This is a genomic window from Nocardia crassostreae, from assembly GCF_001613405.1.
Lineage (GTDB): Bacteria > Actinomycetota > Actinomycetes > Mycobacteriales > Mycobacteriaceae > Nocardia > Nocardia crassostreae.
This window is the reverse complement of sequence record NZ_BDCH01000001.1, coordinates 128,018-145,093: the sequence shown is the minus strand read 5'-3', so window position 1 is coordinate 145,093 and position 17,076 is coordinate 128,018. Positions and strand designations below refer to the sequence as shown.

The following is a 17,076-nucleotide window of genomic DNA, read 5'->3' as shown; positions in this document are numbered from 1 at the left end:
ATGGCAAGTCATCGGCAATCAGTGGGCCGAAAAGAGGCTCAGCGGTCTGCCTCATCCGCACCTAGACTCGTTCGCGTGAGCGGTTGGGACATCTCGGACATCCCCGATCAGAGCGGCCGGACGTTCGTCGTCACCGGCGCCAACAGCGGCCTCGGTGCGGTCACCGCGCGGGCATTGGCCGACAAGGGCGCACAGGTGATCATGGCCTGCCGCAACGAGGTGAAGGCGCGGTCGGTGGCCGATTCCATCGGCGCGGGCGCGCAGGTGCGCCGCCTCGATCTGTCGGATCTGGCCTCCGTGCACGAATTCGCCGACTCCGTCGAGACCGTCGACGTCCTCATCAACAATGCGGGCATCATGGCGGTGCCGCTCGGGCGCACCGCCGACGGCTTCGAAAAGCAGATCGGCACAAACCATCTCGGCCACTTCGCGCTGACCGGCCTGCTGTTGCCCAAGGTGCGCGACCGCATCGTCACGCTCTCCAGCGGCCTGCACTCCATCGGCAAGATCGATCTGCACGATCTGAACTGGGAGCGCCGCCGCTATCAGCGCTGGGCCGCCTACGGCCAATCCAAACTGGCCAACCTCATGTTCGCCTACGAACTACAGCGCCGCCTCACCGCCTCCGGTTCGGAAAAGCTCTCCCTGGCCGCACATCCCGGCTACGCCGCCACCGACCTGCAGTCCCACACCGAATCCATCCAGGACCGCCTGATGGCCCTCGGCAACAAGGTGTTCGCCCAAACCGCCAAAATGGGCGCCCTCCCAACCCTGTTCGCCGCCATCTCTCCCGACGTGAACCCCGGCGGCTTCTACGGCCCCACCGGTTTCATGGGCCAGCGCGGCTACCCGGGCTCCAGCGGCTCCACCGCCGCCTCCCGCGACGAGGTCACCGCCCGTCGCCTCTGGGAGCTGTCGGAGCAGCTGACCAAGGTCAGCTACTCCTTCAACCGCCGCTAGCCGATCACGACCCGCCACACCTGCACGGTGTCGTCCTCGCCGTCGGCGGACGCCACATAGCTGCTGTCCGGAGCCCAGTCCACCGCCCGAGTTCGGTTGGGATGGCCCGTGAATGTGAAGACCTTCTCTCCCGAGGGACGGTGCACCACCACGGGGCCCGCACTGTCGGCGGCGGCGATGAACTCGCCGTCGGGGGACCAAGCGAGGGCGAACACTTCGCCGGCGGTCACCGTATATGTCCTCTCCACCTGGCGCGTCGCGATATCGATGATCTGGATCCCATTGTCGCGGCCGCTATTGGCGGCGAGACGGGCGCTGTCGGGCGACCACGCCATGGCGTCCACGGAGTTGTCGGTCCGGTACTCGACTCCCCGTTTCGAGGCATCGGCCGCGGTCCAGATGTGCAACTGTGTGTCCTTCGACGATCCGCGGCTGTCACTCGAGGCGATCTGCTCGCCATCCGGCGACCAGGCGACGGCCTGTATGTAACCCGCGTGGCCGGTGTAGACCTGAAACTGCTGCAAGGTGGCGGCGTCGAGGATCAGCACCCTGGCATCGGGGGCGGCGCCGACCACCAGTTGGGCGCCATCCGGGGACCAGTCCACCGCGGTTACGGCGAAGGTGGAGGTTTCGGCCACGACCGCCGCCGTGGTCTTCCCGGTGGCGGCGTCGCAGATGTTCATATTCCCGTCGAAGTCCGCGAGCGCGACCCGCGTGCTGTCGGGAGACCAGGCCAGCGAGCGCACTTGCATGGGCATGCGCGCGCACTCGATCACTTCCCGGTTGCCGGTCGAGTCGTAGATGTGCACGGACTTGTCCCACCCGCCGGAGGCAATGCGCATACCGTCCGGCGACCATCCGACGGTCAATACCGCGTCACCGTGGCCGGAGTAGGTGAACGGGGTGAATGCCGGAAAGGCCGTGCCCTCGTCTTCTTTCCGGAGCAGGAAGACGGCAGCGGCGGCGATGACGGCCAGAACCAGGGCGGCCACGCCGATGATCAGCGTTCGTCGTGATCTCGGGGGCGAAACCGGTTCCGGGTCTTGCACATTCGATTCGGTGCTCATGCGAGATCATCGCGATCCGAGATCGTTGCGCAACCGTCCGGTGTGATCCTCGTCTACCGGGCGGACTTGCGAACCGATCTCGACCCCGCGCGGGACTAGCGTGGATGGGGTGCACGCGACGCTGTTTCCGAGTGGTGCGCGAGCGTCCGATCAGTGGACCTCGATCCCACATCATGAGACGACATTCCAAATTGTGTCGGCGCCCACACGCACGAATTGTTATTTCTGGTACTGTCCCGGGCATGCAGCGCGCGTATTTCTGGTTTAGCCAGCCGGCCCCGGGTGGGTCGAGCGGCGTGAACCTGCGCTGACTTCTTCCACCCCGAGCCGGATTACACAGACCGGCTCCCGAGGGTATCTACACCACTCACCCGTGGGCCGGCCTGAGAAAAGGAACCCACGATCATGATTCTCGCCGCCGATCTCGACTCCCATGCCGACCTCGACGACCAGCGCACGCTCAGCGTGAGCCCCTTGAGCTCACCGCGTGAGGTGCGCAATGCCCATCCGATCAATGATCTGCTCGCCGATACCGTGCGCGCCGGGCGCAAGGCCACCGTGGATGTGCTCAATGGCGACGACGACCGCCTCATGGTGATCGTCGGCCCGTGCTCGGTGCACGATCCCGAGGCCGCCATGGAGTACGCGCGCCGGCTGGCGGTCAAGGCCGCCGAGGTCTCCGATCGGCTGCACGTGGTCATGCGCGTGTACTTCGAGAAGCCGCGCACCACGCTGGGCTGGAAGGGCCTGATCAACGATCCGCACCTGGACGGCAGCTTCGACATCAATACCGGTCTGGATCTCGGGCGGCGGCTGCTGGTCGACATCACCGGTCTGGGCCTCCCGGTGGCGTGCGAGTTCCTCGATCCGATCACCCCGCAGTACATCGCGGACCTGGTCTCCTACGGCGCCATCGGCGCGCGCACCGCGGCCAGCCAGGTGCACCGGCAGCTGTCCTCGGCGCTGTCCATGCCGGTCGGCATCAAGAACGGCACCGACGGCGATGTGCAGGTCGCGGTGGACGGCGTGCGCGCCGCGGCGGCCAGCCACGTCTTCCCGGGCACCGATCTGGACGGGCGCTCGGCGCTCATCCGCACCGCGGGCAATCCGGACTGCCACGTCATCCTGCGCGGCGGCAGCAATGGCACCAACTACAACGCCGCCTCCTGCGCGGAAGCCCTGCTCCGCCTGGAGAAGTCGGCGCTGGCGCAGCGCCTGGTGGTGGACGCCAGCCACGGCAACTCCAACAAGGACCACAATAAGCAGGCCCTGGTGGTGACCGATATCGCCGAGCGCATCGCGCAGGGCGAGAACACCGTGGTGGGCCTGATGATGGAGAGCTTCCTGGTCGGCGGCCGCCAGGACCTGACCCTGGGCCGCTCGGCGGAGCTGACCTACGGCCAGTCCATTACCGACGCCTGCCTGGACTGGGACACCACCGCCGCGCAGCTGGACCGGCTGGCCGACGCCGTCGCCCGCCGCCGCGCCGGAAGTAACTGAAACCGGCTGCCCGCGCATGCGGCCGGTGCCCGCCTCGGGGTGGGCGGGTACCGAACGCGAGTGCGGTTATCCGGCGCCCGGGGTGGCGATCACACACAGGAGGTCGCCGGAGGATACGACGCGCACGTCGTATCCGGCGGCCTCCAGGTACCCAGACACTGTGTCCGGCACGGGTTTCGGACTCGTGTCGGCGCCATCCGGATCGCCGTAGCCATAGGCGAGGAACAGCGCGCCCCCGGGTGCCAGGAGTCGCCGGATCAAGGCGAGTTCGGTTGCGGGACCGCGGGTCCAGAAGAGATTCACATTGACCGCCAGGACCTTGTCGAAGGCCGGGACGGCGGTGTTCAGCACGTCCTCGGGGCGCAGCGCCTCGAGCGCGATCGGGAACAGCCGCAGCCTGCCCGAATCGATCAGGGCGGCATGTCGTTTCGTGGAGCGGGCAATGGCGGTCGCGGAGCGGTCGACGGCGGTGACCGAACCGGTGCGCAGCGGTGCGGCGAGGTAGGCGACGGAGGGGCCGGAGCCCGCGCCGATTTCCAGAATGCGATCGGCGGGACGCACCGCCATGGTGGTGACCAGCCAGTCGAAGCGGGCATCGCTCGCCATGGGCCGCCTCCTAGATGCCCGCGGGCCAGTCGGTGGCGGGACCCGGCGGATCGGCGGCCAGGCGACCGGCGATCCAGCTGTCGAGCCGGACGCCGCGCTGTACATAACCCCCGCGGAGCAGGCCCTCGTAATGAAATCCGGCGCGCCGTGCCACCGTGGCCGAGGCGTGATTCCCGGCGATCGCCCGCCATTCGACGCGCTCCAGCGCCAGCCAGGACGGATCGAAGGCCGCCCGGCAAACCAGCCGCACCGCCTGGGTCATGAGGCCCCGCCCGCGCACGGCGGGCGACATCCAGAACCCGATCTCGGCGGAGCCGTCGTCGCGGCGCGTCTCACTGGGACCCAGGCCGATCATGCCCACCACCGGGCCGCCCTCGGTCAGCCGCAGCGCCCAGGTGGGGCTGCGACCGGCCCACCCGGCGGTGACGATGTCGTAGACGAACTTCTCGGCATCGGCGAGCCGGTAGGGGACCGGCATGGTGGTCCACCGCCCGATCGACGGCTCCTGGCAGCACGCGGTGATCGCGTCGATATCGTGCACGGTCGGTGGGGACAGCCGGACAGCCTCGCCGGATAGCGCTTGCGGATCCATCGAGTCATGCTGTCACGGAACCGTGCAGGGGCGCATCGGGTTTGCCCGCCGAAGTCGGCCCGGCGCGGGCGCCGCCGCGGCCCGGCCGTAGGATCGATTCGATGGTTGCCGCTCTTCTCGCCGACTTGTTCGAATCACATCGGCCGCATCTGCTCTCCGTGGCCTATCGGCTGACCGGCAGCGTGACCGATGCCGAGGACGCGGTCCAGGAGAGCTGGCTGCGCCTTGCCGTGGCCCGCCAGTACGAGATCGAGGATCTGCGCGCCTGGCTCACCCCGTGGTCTCCCGCATCTGCCTGGACCGGCTGCGCAGCGCCGCGGCCCGGCGGGAAAAGTATGTGGGGCAATGGCTCCCGGAGCCCGTCGTCACCACGCCCCTGCCCTCCAGCAGCCCGGACCCGCTGGCGGCGGTGGTGCGCAAACAGGACGCGCGCTTCGCCGCCCTGGTCGTACTGGACACGCTCACCCCGCCGCAGCGGGTGGCCTTCGTCCTGCACGAGGGTTTCGCGGTGCCCTACGACGAGATCGCCGACATTCTCGACATCTCCACCGAGGCGGCCCGGCAGCTGGCGGCGCGGGCGCGCAAGGCCTTCGCCCGCACCCCGGACCCGGTGCCGGACGAGGAGCACGCCGCCCTGGTCGGGCAGTTGCTGGAGGCCCTGAACAAGGGCGATGTGGATGCCGTTGTGGCACTGCTGCATCCGGATGTGCACACGATCGGCGACGCCGGGGGCACCACGTCCACGACCATCAATGTTGTCGAGGGCCGGGAGAAGAACGCCCGGCTCTGGCTCGGACTGCGGCGCAAGCTGGGTTTCGATGCGCCCGAACGCGCTTCGGGCTTCGAATTCGTGCTCGTCAACGGCCAATTGGGCGTGCTGGTTCACGAATTCGCCTCCGAGAACGGCTATCCGGGAACGCCGCAGCGGGTGTACGGCTTCACCGTGCACGAAAGCAGGATCTGGGGCATCTACGATCTGGTCAACCCGGCCAAACTGCGCGGTATTCGCCTGCCGCGGTGAGATGGGCCGATCCGGGGGCCGGTCACGGCGGTGACTATCCTCCGGACATGCCGTCGCACATTCCGACCGTCGCCCGCCTGCGCCCCTTCGCGTCGACGATCTTCGCCGAGATGACCGAACTCGCCGTCCGGCACGGCGCGGTCAATTTAGGCCAGGGCTTCCCGGACTCCGACGGGCCCGCGGGCATGCTCGAGGTCGCCCGCCAGGCCATTGCCGACGGGCTCAACCAGTACCCGCCGGGGCGCGGCATGCCGGTGCTGCGGCAGGCCATCGCCGCCGACCGGGCCCGGCGCTACGGCGTCACCTACGATCCGGCCAGCCAGGTGCTGGTCACCGTCGGCGCCACCGAGGCCATTGCCGCGACCATTCTCGGTCTGGTGGAGGCCGGTGACGAGGTGGTGCTCATCGAGCCCTACTACGACTCCTACGCCGCGGCCATCGCTCTCGCGGGCGCCACCCGGCGCGCCGCCCGGCTGGTGCCCGACGGCGACGGCTTCGCCCTGGACCTGGACAGCCTGCGCGCCGCCATCACGCCCAGAACCCGCATGCTGCTGGTGAATTCGCCGCACAACCCGACCGGGGCGGTGCTCTCCCGCGCCGATCTCACCGCCATTGCCGAGCTCGCTATCGAACACGATCTGTATGTCATGGCCGACGAGGCCTACGAGCATCTCGCCTTCGACGGGCACGAGCACATCAGCCTGTCCACGCTGCCCGGCATGTTCGAGCGCACCGTCACCATTTCCAGCGCCGCCAAGACCTTCAGCGTCACCGGCTGGAAGATCGGCTGGGCTTGCGCGCCCGCCCCGCTGCTGGACGCGGTGCTCGCCGCGAAACAGTTCCTCACCTTCGTCGGCGGCGGCCCCTTCCAGCCCGCCGTGGCGCACGCGCTCGAGCACGAGCAGGCGTGGGTGGCGGCGCTGCGGGACACCCTCTCGGAGAAGCGACTGCGGCTCTCCGCCGCCCTCACCGACGCCGGATTCGGCGTGAAGCGCAGCGACGGAACCTATTTCGTCTGCGCCGACATCCGCCCGCTCGGCGCGACCGACGCCTACGACTTCTGCCGTGAACTCCCGGAACGGCTGGGTGTGGCCGCCGTGCCGGTGAGCGTCTTCGCCGACGACAAGGACTCCTGGAACCACCTGGTGCGCTTCACCTTCTGCAAGAAGGAGGAGACCATCGCCGAGGGCGTGCGCCGCCTGCGCGCCGGGCAGACCGCCGTCACGAGGTAGGCGGGATCGCCGTCACGAGACAGCCCGCGAGCGGTCCACCGGCTGCCGACTGGACCGCGACAGCGCGCGGTCCGGTCGGCCACGATCGAGGACATGATCGAGACGACGGCGGTGCTCGGCGTGGCGGCGGCACTGGGCATGGTGCTGACACCCGGGCCGAACATGATGTACCTGGTATCGCGCACCGTGTCGCAGGGGCGGCGCGCGGGCATGGTGTCGCTGTCCGGGGTGGCCGTCGGGTTCGCGGTGTATCTGGCCGCGGCGACGGCGGGAATCACCGCGGTGTTCGCCATGGTGCCCGCGCTGTATCTGGCGCTGAAGCTGGCCGGAGCCGCGTATCTGGGGTGGCTGGCGTGGAAGGTGCTGCGGCCGGGCGGGGTCTCGGCGTTCACGCCCACAGAGTTGCCCGCCGATCCCACGCGGCGGCTGTTCACCATGGGGCTGGTCACCAATCTGCTCAATCCCAAGATCGCCATCATGTACATGGCGCTCATTCCGCAGTTCGTCGCGCCCGAGCACGGGCAGGTGTGGTTGCAGAGCCTGGCGCTGGGCGCGGTGCAGATCGTCATCGCGCTCACGGTGAACTCGCTCATCGTGTTCGGGGCGGGCACGGTCGCCACTTTCCTTGCGGGACGGCCGCTCTGGCTGCGGGCGCAGCGGTATGTCACGGGCTCGGTGCTGGGCGCCATGGCGGCGCTGGTGGCCACCGATCGGGCGCGGCCGGTGGCGGCGTAACGGTCAGGCGTGCAGCCCGCCGGGGTAGAGGTACTGCTCGGCGGGCGGATCCTCGGTGTCCAGCCAGGCCGCCAGGAAACCGGTCAGGTCCTGAGACGTCTTGGACTGCAGGAACTTCCGGAACTCCGCCATGGACGCATTGCCGAACTTGTGCGACTCCACGAACTCTCGGACGGCCGGGAAGAACACCTCGTCGCCGAGGGTGTTGCGCAGCGCGTGCAGGAACAGCGGACCCCGGTAGTAGACGGAGGTGAATTCGAAGCCGACGCCGGGATCGTCCAGCTTCACCTCCCAGAACTTGGGCTTTTCCAGGAATTTCGTCAGGGTCTCCCGGTACTGGTCGTCGACGTTCGCGCCCTCCTTGCGTTCCTTCCACAGATAGTCCGCGGTGTAGGACGCGAAGCATTCGTTCAGGCAGATATCGGCCCACTGCTCGATCGACATGGAATCGCCCCACCACTGGTGGGCGATCTCGTGCACCGCCGTGTCGAGCTCGGTCCACGGCGCGTAGATCGGCCGGGACTGGGTCTCGAGCGAGAACTCCAGCTCCGAGTCCACATAGATGCCGCCCGCCACATCGAGCGGATACGGCCCGTACAGCTCCTCGGAGAAGTCCAGGATCTCCGGCAGCCGCATCTCCATCTCCTTGGCGTCCAGGGCCTGCGGCGCGAAGGCGCTCAGCAGCGGAGTTCCATTGGCGCGCCGCTGATCCAGGAACTCGAACCTGTCGATGGCGATGGTGGTGAGATAGCCGATGACGGGCTGGCGCATCTCCCAATCGGTGTGCCGCATGCCGTCGAGCACCACATTGCGCATGGGCACCCCGTTCGACATCACCTCCCACTCCTGCGGCACCGCGGCGTGCAGGGTGAAAGTGGCCTTGTCCAACGGCGTGTCATTGAGCGGATACCAGCTGGTGGCCGAATGCGGTTCGCCCGCAACGAAAGCCCCGCCACTGGGGGAGAGCACCCAGCCCTCGCCCTCGGTATCGGTGACCTCGCCCGCGTACTCGACCCGCACCTGGAAGGGCAGGCCGGGCAGCAGCGGCAGCAGCGGGGTGATCACCAGTTCGTGCTCGCCGGTGCGATCGAACCAGGCGGGCAGATTGTTCACCGTCACCTTCGACACCTCGGGCCCGCTGAAATCGAGGTTGAAGGTGCGCAGCGGATGGGTGGCCACGGCATCGATCACGGCCGACCCGGTCAGCTGCCGGGCGGGCGGGTCGTAGCCGATGGTGATGTCGTAGTGGCGCGCGTCGTAGCCGCCATTGCCGTCGAGCGGATAGTACGGGTCGCCGAGTCCGGCCGCGCCCGTGAACGGGTCGGTCGAATCCGCCTGCGCGGGTGCCGCACTCACCGCCAGTGCGAGCGCCGCTCCCGCCACCGGGTACCGCCACCAGCCAGACCGCATCTATCGATGCTAGCCGCCGGACACGTCAGTGGCTGGTGCCCGACACGGCCACGCTGGCGCCCAATCCGATGATCATGACGCCGCCCGCGCCGCCGATCGCCTCCAGGTGCTTGGGTGAGCGCGCGAACCAATCCCGCGCCAGCCCGGCCGCCAGGCCCCACGCACTGTCGGAGATCAGCGCGATGAGCAGGAAGAGGAGGCCCAGAATCAGCAGTTGCAGCGGTACGAAGCCACTGGCCGGATCCACGAACTGCGGCAGTACGGCGGCGAAGAAGATAATCGCCTTCGGATTGGAGACGCCCACCAGGAAGGCCTGCTTCAGCATGCGGCGATCGTGCGGCGGTTCGGTCCGCGACTCCCAGGCCTCGCGCAGCGACTTGCGCTCCCGGATGGACTGGATGCCCAGGTAGACGAGGTAGAGCGCGCCCACGAACTTGATCACGGTGAGCGCCACCGCCGAGGCCGCCAGCACCGCGCCGAGCCCGATGACGGTGAGCAGCAGGATGACGAGCACGCCGACGGAATGGCCCAGCACCGACAGCAGCGCCGCCCGCCGCCCGGAGGTGAGCGCCCGGTCGATCACGAAAAGCACACCGGGACCAGGGATTACGATCAGGATGGTGGCCGCGACGAAGAACGCCACCAGATTCGCGGCAGGGATCATCGACCCAGCGTACGAGGGAGTTCGAACAATGTCCCGCCTTTTTCCGTGCCCGCGGGCCTCAGCTCGCGTAGCTGCGTAGTTCGTCCGGTAATTGCTGCGGATCCAGCAGCAGCCGCTTGGCATCGACCCGCCGGACCTTGGCCGCCAGCTCCAGATTGTCGGTGAGCAGCTTCCATTCCACTTCGCGGATGGCCTTGCGCGCGCTCGATAATGTTCAGATCGCGCGTGCCCCAGGCAATGGGCATGGCGCTGACCGACTGCCACAGCTCCACCGAGGTGGGCGCGCGATCGATGCGGATGGTCACCGCGGGCACCCGCTCACCGGCACGGCTGTGATGGCCGGGCAAGGTGCGCACGGTCCTGGTCACCAGGGCGTAGCGCGGGCTGTCGGCATTGGGCTTGGCCAGATCCACCAGGGCCAGCAGCGTGGTGCACTCCGCGCCGGTCTCCGACACCACGGCGGGCACCAGTTCCCCTGCGGCGTAGAGCTTGTCGACCCGGCCGCGATGCGGTGTCCAGAGCCCGATGAACAGGGCCGTGGCCGCGCCCAGGGCGAAGGCCACCGCCAGCAGATACGACCAGGGGTGGTTGAGCCAGACCAGATATCCGGTGCCAATACCGAACAGCGCGGCGGCGGTCATGGCGACCACCCGCAACCGTCGCAGATCGGCGACGACTTCGTTGACCGCCCTCGCGTGCTCGCGGTCCACCACGAATTCGAAGCGCCGCACGTGCGTTCCCTCCCGCCCTATTCTGGAGGATCGTCCTCCATTTATCCTATCGTCGGCCCCAACAGGTCGTCCGCATCGGTGATGCGATAGGCATACCCCTGCTCCGCCAGGAAACGCTGCCTATGTGCGGCGTATTCGGCGTCCAGCGTGTCACGTGCGACGACCGAATAGAAGTGAGCTTGGCCGCCATCGTGTTTCGGCCGCAGCAAGCGGCCCAGGCGTTGTGCCTCCTCCTGACGGGATCCGAAGGTGCCCGAAACCTGGACGGCCACCGACGCTTCGGGCAGATCGATGGAGAAGTTGGCGACCTTGCTGACCACCAGCACCGGAATCTCCCCGCGCCGGAAGGCGTCGAAGAGCTCCTCGCGCTCCTTGGTGCGCGTGGACCCCTGGATGACCGGTGCGTTCAGATGTTCGCCCAGCTCGTCCAGCTGATCCAGATACGCGCCGATGACCAGGCTCGGCGCATCCTTGTGCTTGGCGAGAATCGATTCCACCACGGGCAGTTTGGTGCGCGCGGTGGAGCACAGCTTGTACCGCTCCTCGGGTTCGGCCACCGCGTAGGCCATGCGCTCGGCATCGGTGAGGGTCACCCGCACCTCGACGCAGTCGGCCGGGGCGATCCAGCCCTGTGCCTCGATGTCCTTCCACGGCGCGTCGTAGCGCTTGGGGCCGATGAGGGAGAACACATCGCCCTCGCGGCCGTCCTCGCGAACCAGCGTGGCGGTCAAGCCCAGTCGCCGCCGCGATTGCAGATCCGCGGTCATGCGGAACACCGGCGCGGGCAGCAGATGCACCTCGTCGTAGATGACCAGGCCCCAGTCGCGGCTGTCGAATAGCTCCAGATGCCGGTACTCGCCCTTGGTCTTGCGGGTGATCACCTGATAGGTGGCAATGGTGACCGGCCGGATCTCCTTGCGCTCACCGGAGTATTCGCCGATCTCGTCCTCGGTGAGCGAGGTACGGGCCAAAAGCTCACGCCGCCACTGCCGCCCGGCCACGGTATTGGTGACCAGGATGAGCGTGGTCGCCTTGGCCTTGGCCATGGCCGCCGCGCCCACCATGGTCTTGCCCGCACCGCACGGCAGCACCACCACGCCGGAACCACCGGCCCAGAAGGAATCGGCGGCCATCTCCTGATAGTCGCGCAGATGCCACTTGCCCTCGGTGTAGTCCAGCTCGATGGGATGCGCCTCGCCGTCCACGTAACCGGCGAGGTCCTCGGCGGGCCAGCCGATCTTGAGCAGCATCTGCTTGATCCGGCCGCGCTCGGAGGGATGCACCACCACGGTGTCCTCGTCCAGGCGGGCGCCCAGCATGGGGGCGATCTTCTTGTGCCGCAGCACTTCCTCGAGCACCGCGCGGTCCAGGCTCACCAGCGTGAGCCCGTGCGCCGGATGCTTGACCAGCTGCAACCGCCCGTACCGGGCCATGGTGTCCACGATGTCCACCAGCAGCGGCTGCGGTACCGCATAGCGCGAATAGGTGACCAGGGCGTCGACGACCTGCTCGGCATCGTGCCCGGCCGCCCGCGCGTTCCACAGCGCCAGCGGCGTGATGCGGTAGGTGTGCACGTGCTCGGGCGCGCGCTCCAGTTCCGCGAACGGCGCGATGGCCTGGCGCGCCGCATCGGCCGACTCGTGGTCGACCTCGAGCAGCAGGGTCTTGTCGCTCTGCACGATCAGCGGACCGTCGGTCACGGCACCTCCTGGCTTGGTTGGGGCCCGTCCCCGGCGAGCCGTCGTCCATTCTTCCCGACGACACCGACACGGGGGCCACCGGTATTTCCGTGAAAACCGTCAAGCCCCGAATTTCCGTGGCTAATATCACACGACTTGGACGATTGTCCATTTTGGCTTGATTCTTTTCATTGAACGGGGATGAGTATGCGCAAATTCCCAGGCAGAGCCCTCGCGCGAGCGGCGGCGGGCGTACTGGCGGCAGTGCTGGCGGGTGTCATGACGGCGAGTGGGCCGACCGCCCGGGCCGATCCGGCCGAAATCGGAACGGTGCGGATCGAGGGCAGCCGGTTCGTGGACGAGTACGGGCGGGTCGTGCTGTTGCACGGGGTCAACAATGTGGACGAGGACGCCCCGTACGTCGAACTCGGCGACGGGTTCACGCTCACCGCGGACGATGCCGCGCTGCTGGCCGGGCACGGCTTCAATACGGTGCGGCTGGGCGTCTCCTTCGACGGGCTCATGCCGAGCAAGGGCGTCATCGACACCGCGTATATCGATCGGGTCGTCACGGTGGTGGACACCTTGGCGCGGTACGGGATTCACACCCTGCTCGACCACCACCAGGACGGGCTGTCGAAGATCTGGGGCGGCAACGGGTTTCCGGAATGGGCGATCAATGCGCGGCCCGGGGCGCTGGAGCCGAATCCGTCGTTTCCGCTGTACTACCTGATGCCCAGCATGAACAAGGGCTGGGATGAGGTGTGGAACAACAGCTATGGCGTCTTCGACCGGCTGGGCGCGCTGGCGGCGCGGCTGCACGGGCGCGCCGGGGTGCTGGGGATCGAGCTCATGAACGAGCCGTGGCCGGGATCGGCCTTCCTGAGCTGCTTTCCCGATGGCTGCCCGGAATTCGACGCCAAGTATCAGGCCGCCATGCAGAAGCTGACCGATGCGGTGCGGGCGCGCAATGGCGATATCGGCGTGTTCTGGGAGCCGAACGTGACCTGGAACGAGACCATGCCGACGAATCTCGGCAAGAACCCGCCGATCACCGCGCCGGGCATTGCCTTCGCGCCGCACGACTACTGCATTCCGAGTCAGCTCGCCATCTACCTCGGGCTGCCCGAATTCCTGCGCGGGCTGTGCCCGGTGCGGCACGACAAGACCTGGTCGAATATCGACGCCTTCACAAAGAGGACACGGCTGCCCACACTCATCACCGAATTCGGGGACGGGGATCCGGACGTGCTGAGCAATACGCTGACCCGCGCCGACGAGCGGTTCATCGGCTGGCAGTACTGGCACTACGCGTCGCGATTCGGGGCGGGCGGCCCGCGGCCCGATCCGTTCCTCGGCGATATCGGGCGGCAGGTGGTGCGCACCTATCCGCAGGCCACGGCGGGGACGCCGGAGCGCCTGAGTTTCGATCCGGCCACCGGGGACTTCGGCTATCGGTACACCGCGCGTCCGGCCGGTGCGCCGACCGAAATCTTCGTCTCGGATCTGCACTACCCGCAGGGGTACCGGGTGACCGTCGAGGGCGGCCGGATCACCGCGCCGGAGGGGGCGCGGGTGGTGACGATCGAGGCCGATACCACGGCGACGGTGACCGTGTCCATTGCCCGCCGATGAGCGAAAGTTGTTGATTCCCTTAGTTTTCCCTTATGTAACGACAACTCGCGGCCGAGCGAATACAGTTAGCGGCGCAAATATCTGGACGAGCGCCCAGATCCGAAGGGAATACCGTGACAGTCTTCAGCCTCCAGCTCCTCAACAGCCTGCTGCCCGCCATCCTCAACTACTCGATCCTGGGTATGCGCGGCCTGTCGATGATCTGAGATCATCCACCGCGCTGATGCGGTCCCCGGTCACCCACGGGTATCCTCACCGCGTTCACGGCATCCGTGAACTGTTCGGTGAGAAAGGTTTTCGCAGGTGAAGTTCACAGGAACGAGGCCTCTTCTGCGCCTCGTGATCGCCCTCGTGGCGGTGGCCGTGGCCGCGCTGGCCGTGACCGGGTGTTCGATGATCAAGGACGCCAGCAAATCCGATACCGCCAAGGCGAAGGTCGGCGACTGCATCAATGTCATCGAGGGGTCGATGGTCGACTCCAAGACCGAGCCGGTCGACTGCTCCAACGAGAAGGCGGTCTACAAGGTCGTCGCGGTGTATGACACCAAGACCGACTGCAAGGAGGAGCAGACCTCCTACGAGGAAACCCTCAACGGTGGCACCACCGCATTCCTGTGCCTGACGCCCAACTTCAAGGAAGGCGCCTGCTACAACGAATCGGCGACCACCGGTTACAAATTCGTGGACTGCACCGCGCCCGAGGCGTCGTTCAAGGTGGCCAAGCGTATCGACGGCCAGGCCGACGAATTCCTCTGCGATGCGACCACGGCGATCGGATTCCGCGTCGTGCCGGATCCGAAGGCCACTTTCTGCTTGAGCAGCCCGAAGAGTTAAACGTCTATTCGACGAGTGCGACCGACGCGATCCGGTGCAAGGTGAAATGCCGGATCGCGCCGGTGACGGGGTCGAGGGCGTCCAATTGGCCGCTGCCGACCCGCACAGGTTCCACCACCCGCTGCGTGGCGATGCCCGAGGCGTCGACATAACCGATGTGCACCGGGCGGCGGGTGCGAGCCGCCAATTGCAGCAGATTCAAGGTGGCGGCGGTGCTGGTACGGCTGCCGTCCGAGCGGACCGCCTGTCCGGGACGGGCATTGGCCGCGCGCTCACCGGCCCGCAGTTCGGCCACCAGCGCGTGCAGCTGCTCGGCATTGGGGGGATTGGGCCGCCAGTTCGGCTTCTGCTGCTGCCGAGCGCTGATGCGCGCGCCGCGGGCGCGCAGATCGACGATGGCGCCCGAGGAATCCTCACCGGCCGGGCTGAAACCCGCCGCGCGCAACTGTTCCAGGACCTCGCCGAGCGGCGCCTGCGAGATGGCGACGGTCGGCGCGACCGCCCGCAGGGCGAGCTGACCGGCCACGGTCGCGGCCAGCACCTCGGCCAACAGGGCCGGATCCTCACTGCGGACGAAGGATTGGGCCATGCCCGCGCGCAAGCGGCCGTGGCGGCGGGCCACATCGTCGATCAAGTAGGTGAGCGACTGCGGTACCGGGGTCCGCGAGTAGGTGGTGAAGAGATTGTGCAGCTCCGCGGCCGTGGCCCCGGCGTCGAGGGCGCGGCGGACCGAGGTTTCGCTGATCCGGTACACCGTTGCGGCGCCCGCCGATTCGACATCGGCGACGAGAGACACCCGGTCCTGTAGATCGGGGATGAGCGGTCCGGGGGCGATCACCGTCAGATCCGCTTGTACGAGCACGTGATCGACCGGGTCGGGCAGGGCCGCGGCCATCTCCGATTCGGCGTCCTCCGGACTGCCGTGCAGCAGGGCGCGGCCCGCGGAGGTGACCGTCCCGCGCGCGATCAGGCCCAGCGCCTCGGCCTCGGCGAGGGTGCGCTCCACCGCCTCCAGGCGATAGTGCCGCCGCCAGCGCGGCTGCCGCCAGGACAGGATGCGGCCCAGGTCGGCGGCCGAGATGGCGGTGCCGGTGGGGAATTCGGCCAGCAGGCCGAGTACGGCGCGGCGATCGCGGACGGCGTGGACATTGCGGAGTTCGGCCGAGAGCGCCGCCAGGGGTTTGTCATTGGCGTCGCGCAGGCCGATCATCCACGGGAAGCGGTCCAGCTCCAGCCAGGCGTGGGCCAGGACGGCCCAGCGGTGCGGCGGTACGACCGCGAGCCAGGCGTCCGCGGTGGTGGTCGGCGCCCAGTAGTCGTCGGCGGTATCGGCTTCGGGCATGGGTTCGGGAGAACCCTTGTCCAACAGCCGTGCGGCGGCCAGGATCTCGGCGAGCAGGCCGATCCGCGCCTCGTCGATACCGGTCTGCTTGGCGATACGGCGGATCTCGCGCACGCCCAGCCCGCCCGAGCGCAGGACCGGTGCGGGGGACTGCCCGAGCACCTCCAGTACGGCCGCGCCGTGCCGCAGGAGTTCGCCCACCTCGCCCGCCGCCGCGGCATTCACATCGGCCGGTGCGTATTTGGCCGGATCCGGATGCGGCGGCGTCAGGGCGTGCGGATCGGTGACCGGTTCACCGCGCAGCACCTGCCCGACCGAGACGGGCAGTTCCACCGTCTCCTCGTCGATCCAGTTCAGCAGGCGCCGGTGCAGCAGCCGCTGCACTGGACGGTCGTCGGGGGTGCCCGGCGCGGCATCGCGGGTGCGGCCGCGCGGACCGGTGGTGGCCAGCTTGTCCAGCAGGCCGCGCTCCTGCTGGGTGAGATCGCCCAGGGCCGCGGTGATTTCGGGCTCGGTGAGCGCGTCGGGAAGTTCGGTGGTGCTGCCCAGCGGCCACGGCAGCGCCTCCTGGGCGGCGGCGGTCAGGCGCAGGCCCGCATCCGGGCCCCATACCAGGGCGCGGGTGCGCAGCCTGTCCACGGCGGCGTCGAGCGCGGCCTTGGGCACGCGGTCGCCCAGGAGTTCGTGCAATCGGGCGCGCGGGACCGGTTCGGCCTGAAGGCCGTCGGCGGCGCCGTGCACCACGAGGGTTTCGATGACCGCGAAGTCGAGGGTGTCCAGCTCGTCGGTGGCGCGCAGCACCGAGGCGCGCTGTTCGGTGCGGGCGGCCAGCACCGCCATGGCGGAGGGCAGCGGGACGGCCAGATCCGGCCGCAGCTGCAGGAGCGTCACGAGTTCGTCGTCACCGCGGGCCGACAGCCATTCCGGCAGGGTGAGGTCGGCCGCGGCGGCGGCCCGCTTGGTGGCCTTCGCGGATTTGGCGGACTTTCCGGTGGCCTTCGCGGGGGTATCGGTCACTTCATCCGATCCAGGCTGGAACGTGCCGTATTACCCGGCGCCCCGCTGATC

14 protein-coding genes and 1 pseudogene are annotated in these 17,076 nt (G+C 68.2%); 7 read left to right on the top strand and 8 right to left on the bottom strand.

The window, feature by feature from the left end:
• Positions 1-75: 75 nt before the first annotated feature.
• Positions 76-960 carry an oxidoreductase gene (locus NC4_RS00645; protein WP_067531055.1) on the top strand — a complete coding sequence of 295 codons (885 nt, stop codon included), beginning with the start codon at positions 76-78 and terminating at the stop codon, positions 958-960.
• Here the strand turns inward: NC4_RS00645 and NC4_RS00640 are convergent.
• The gene (locus NC4_RS00640; RefSeq protein ID WP_067531054.1) at positions 957-2,027 is read right to left on the bottom strand and encodes a WD40 repeat domain-containing protein; all 1,071 of its coding nucleotides are present in this window, start codon (positions 2,025-2,027) and stop codon (positions 957-959) included. The genes NC4_RS00645 and NC4_RS00640 overlap by 4 nt on opposite strands.
• A gap of 405 nt (positions 2,028-2,432) precedes the next feature.
• Here NC4_RS00640 and NC4_RS00635 point away from each other — a divergent pair, with 405 nt between their 5' ends.
• Complete coding sequence (locus NC4_RS00635; protein WP_067531053.1) at positions 2,433-3,527, top strand: 3-deoxy-7-phosphoheptulonate synthase; 1,095 nt, start codon at positions 2,433-2,435, stop codon at positions 3,525-3,527.
• A gap of 66 nt (positions 3,528-3,593) precedes the next feature.
• Here NC4_RS00635 and NC4_RS00630 read toward each other — a convergent pair whose 3' ends face one another.
• Positions 3,594-4,133, bottom strand: a complete 540-nt coding sequence (locus tag NC4_RS00630; RefSeq protein WP_067531052.1) for an SAM-dependent methyltransferase — start codon at positions 4,131-4,133, stop codon at positions 3,594-3,596.
• Positions 4,134-4,143: 10 nt separating this feature from the next.
• Positions 4,144-4,725 (bottom strand): GNAT family N-acetyltransferase, encoded by a 582-nt coding sequence (locus NC4_RS00625; protein WP_067531051.1) that lies wholly within the window; start codon positions 4,723-4,725, stop codon positions 4,144-4,146.
• Positions 4,726-4,826: 101 nt separating this feature from the next.
• Between NC4_RS00625 and sigJ the strand changes: the two are divergent.
• The 3 genes and pseudogenes from sigJ (at position 4,827) to NC4_RS00610 (ending at position 7,713) form a co-directional block, all read left to right on the top strand.
• A pseudogene (gene sigJ, locus NC4_RS00620) lies at positions 4,827-5,746 on the top strand (RNA polymerase sigma factor SigJ).
• Positions 5,747-5,793: 47 nt separating this feature from the next.
• On the top strand, positions 5,794-6,978 hold the full coding sequence (locus NC4_RS00615) for a pyridoxal phosphate-dependent aminotransferase (RefSeq protein WP_067531122.1): 1,185 nt from the start codon (positions 5,794-5,796) through the stop codon (positions 6,976-6,978).
• Between the two features lie 93 nt (positions 6,979-7,071).
• Entirely contained in the window at positions 7,072-7,713 is a 642-nt protein-coding gene (locus NC4_RS00610; RefSeq protein WP_067531050.1) for a LysE family translocator, read from the top strand.
• 3 nt (positions 7,714-7,716) lie between these two features.
• On the opposite strand, the gene NC4_RS00605 is transcribed toward NC4_RS00610, so the two are convergent.
• The 4 genes from NC4_RS00605 to NC4_RS00590 are packed head-to-tail and all read right to left on the bottom strand — an operon-like array spanning position 7,717 to position 12,218.
• Positions 7,717-9,123: a M1 family metallopeptidase gene (locus tag NC4_RS00605; protein ID WP_067531049.1), complete on the bottom strand. Its 1,407-nt coding sequence runs from the start codon at positions 9,121-9,123 to the stop codon at positions 7,717-7,719.
• A gap of 25 nt (positions 9,124-9,148) precedes the next feature.
• Positions 9,149-9,787, bottom strand: coding sequence for a LysE family translocator (locus NC4_RS00600; protein WP_067531048.1), 639 nt, complete (start codon positions 9,785-9,787; stop codon positions 9,149-9,151).
• Positions 9,784-10,518, bottom strand: a complete 735-nt coding sequence (locus tag NC4_RS00595) for a DUF3239 domain-containing protein (RefSeq protein WP_369690653.1) — start codon at positions 10,516-10,518, stop codon at positions 9,784-9,786. Before NC4_RS00595 ends, NC4_RS00600 begins: the two co-directional genes overlap by 4 nt.
• Before the next feature lie 41 nt (positions 10,519-10,559).
• A complete protein-coding gene (locus tag NC4_RS00590) occupies positions 10,560-12,218 on the bottom strand; it encodes a DNA repair helicase XPB (RefSeq protein ID WP_067531047.1) in 1,659 nt (552 codons plus the stop codon).
• 186 nt (positions 12,219-12,404) lie between these two features.
• Here NC4_RS00590 and NC4_RS00585 point away from each other — a divergent pair, with 186 nt between their 5' ends.
• Entirely contained in the window at positions 12,405-13,832 is a 1,428-nt protein-coding gene (locus NC4_RS00585; protein ID WP_067531046.1) for an endoglycoceramidase I, read from the top strand.
• 339 nt (positions 13,833-14,171) lie between these two features.
• Positions 14,172-14,666, top strand: a complete 495-nt coding sequence (locus NC4_RS00580; protein ID WP_245721424.1) for an LppU/SCO3897 family protein — start codon at positions 14,172-14,174, stop codon at positions 14,664-14,666.
• 4 nt (positions 14,667-14,670) lie between these two features.
• Here the strand turns inward: NC4_RS00580 and NC4_RS00575 are convergent, their stop codons facing one another.
• Positions 14,671-17,025: a helicase-associated domain-containing protein gene (locus NC4_RS00575; RefSeq protein WP_067531044.1), complete on the bottom strand. Its 2,355-nt coding sequence runs from the start codon at positions 17,023-17,025 to the stop codon at positions 14,671-14,673.
• Positions 17,026-17,076 lie beyond the last annotated feature (51 nt).

What these genes read in the sequence shown, in the direction of transcription:
- NC4_RS00610 (WP_067531050.1), top strand. Translation starts at nt 7,072, where the DNA reads ATGATCGAGACGACGGCGGTGCTCGGCGTGGCGGCGGCACTGGGCATG.
- NC4_RS00605 (WP_067531049.1), bottom strand. Translation starts at nt 9,123, where the DNA reads ATGCGGTCTGGCTGGTGGCGGTACCCGGTGGCGGGAGCGGCGCTCGCA.
- NC4_RS00585 (WP_067531046.1), top strand. Translation starts at nt 12,405, where the DNA reads ATGCGCAAATTCCCAGGCAGAGCCCTCGCGCGAGCGGCGGCGGGCGTA.
- NC4_RS00635 (WP_067531053.1), top strand. Translation starts at nt 2,433, where the DNA reads ATGATTCTCGCCGCCGATCTCGACTCCCATGCCGACCTCGACGACCAG.
- NC4_RS00640 (WP_067531054.1), bottom strand. Translation starts at nt 2,027, where the DNA reads ATGAGCACCGAATCGAATGTGCAAGACCCGGAACCGGTTTCGCCCCCG.
- NC4_RS00615 (WP_067531122.1), top strand. Translation starts at nt 5,794, where the DNA reads ATGCCGTCGCACATTCCGACCGTCGCCCGCCTGCGCCCCTTCGCGTCG.
- NC4_RS00600 (WP_067531048.1), bottom strand. Translation starts at nt 9,787, where the DNA reads ATGATCCCTGCCGCGAATCTGGTGGCGTTCTTCGTCGCGGCCACCATC.
- NC4_RS00625 (WP_067531051.1), bottom strand. Translation starts at nt 4,725, where the DNA reads ATGGATCCGCAAGCGCTATCCGGCGAGGCTGTCCGGCTGTCCCCACCG.
- NC4_RS00630 (WP_067531052.1), bottom strand. Translation starts at nt 4,133, where the DNA reads ATGGCGAGCGATGCCCGCTTCGACTGGCTGGTCACCACCATGGCGGTG.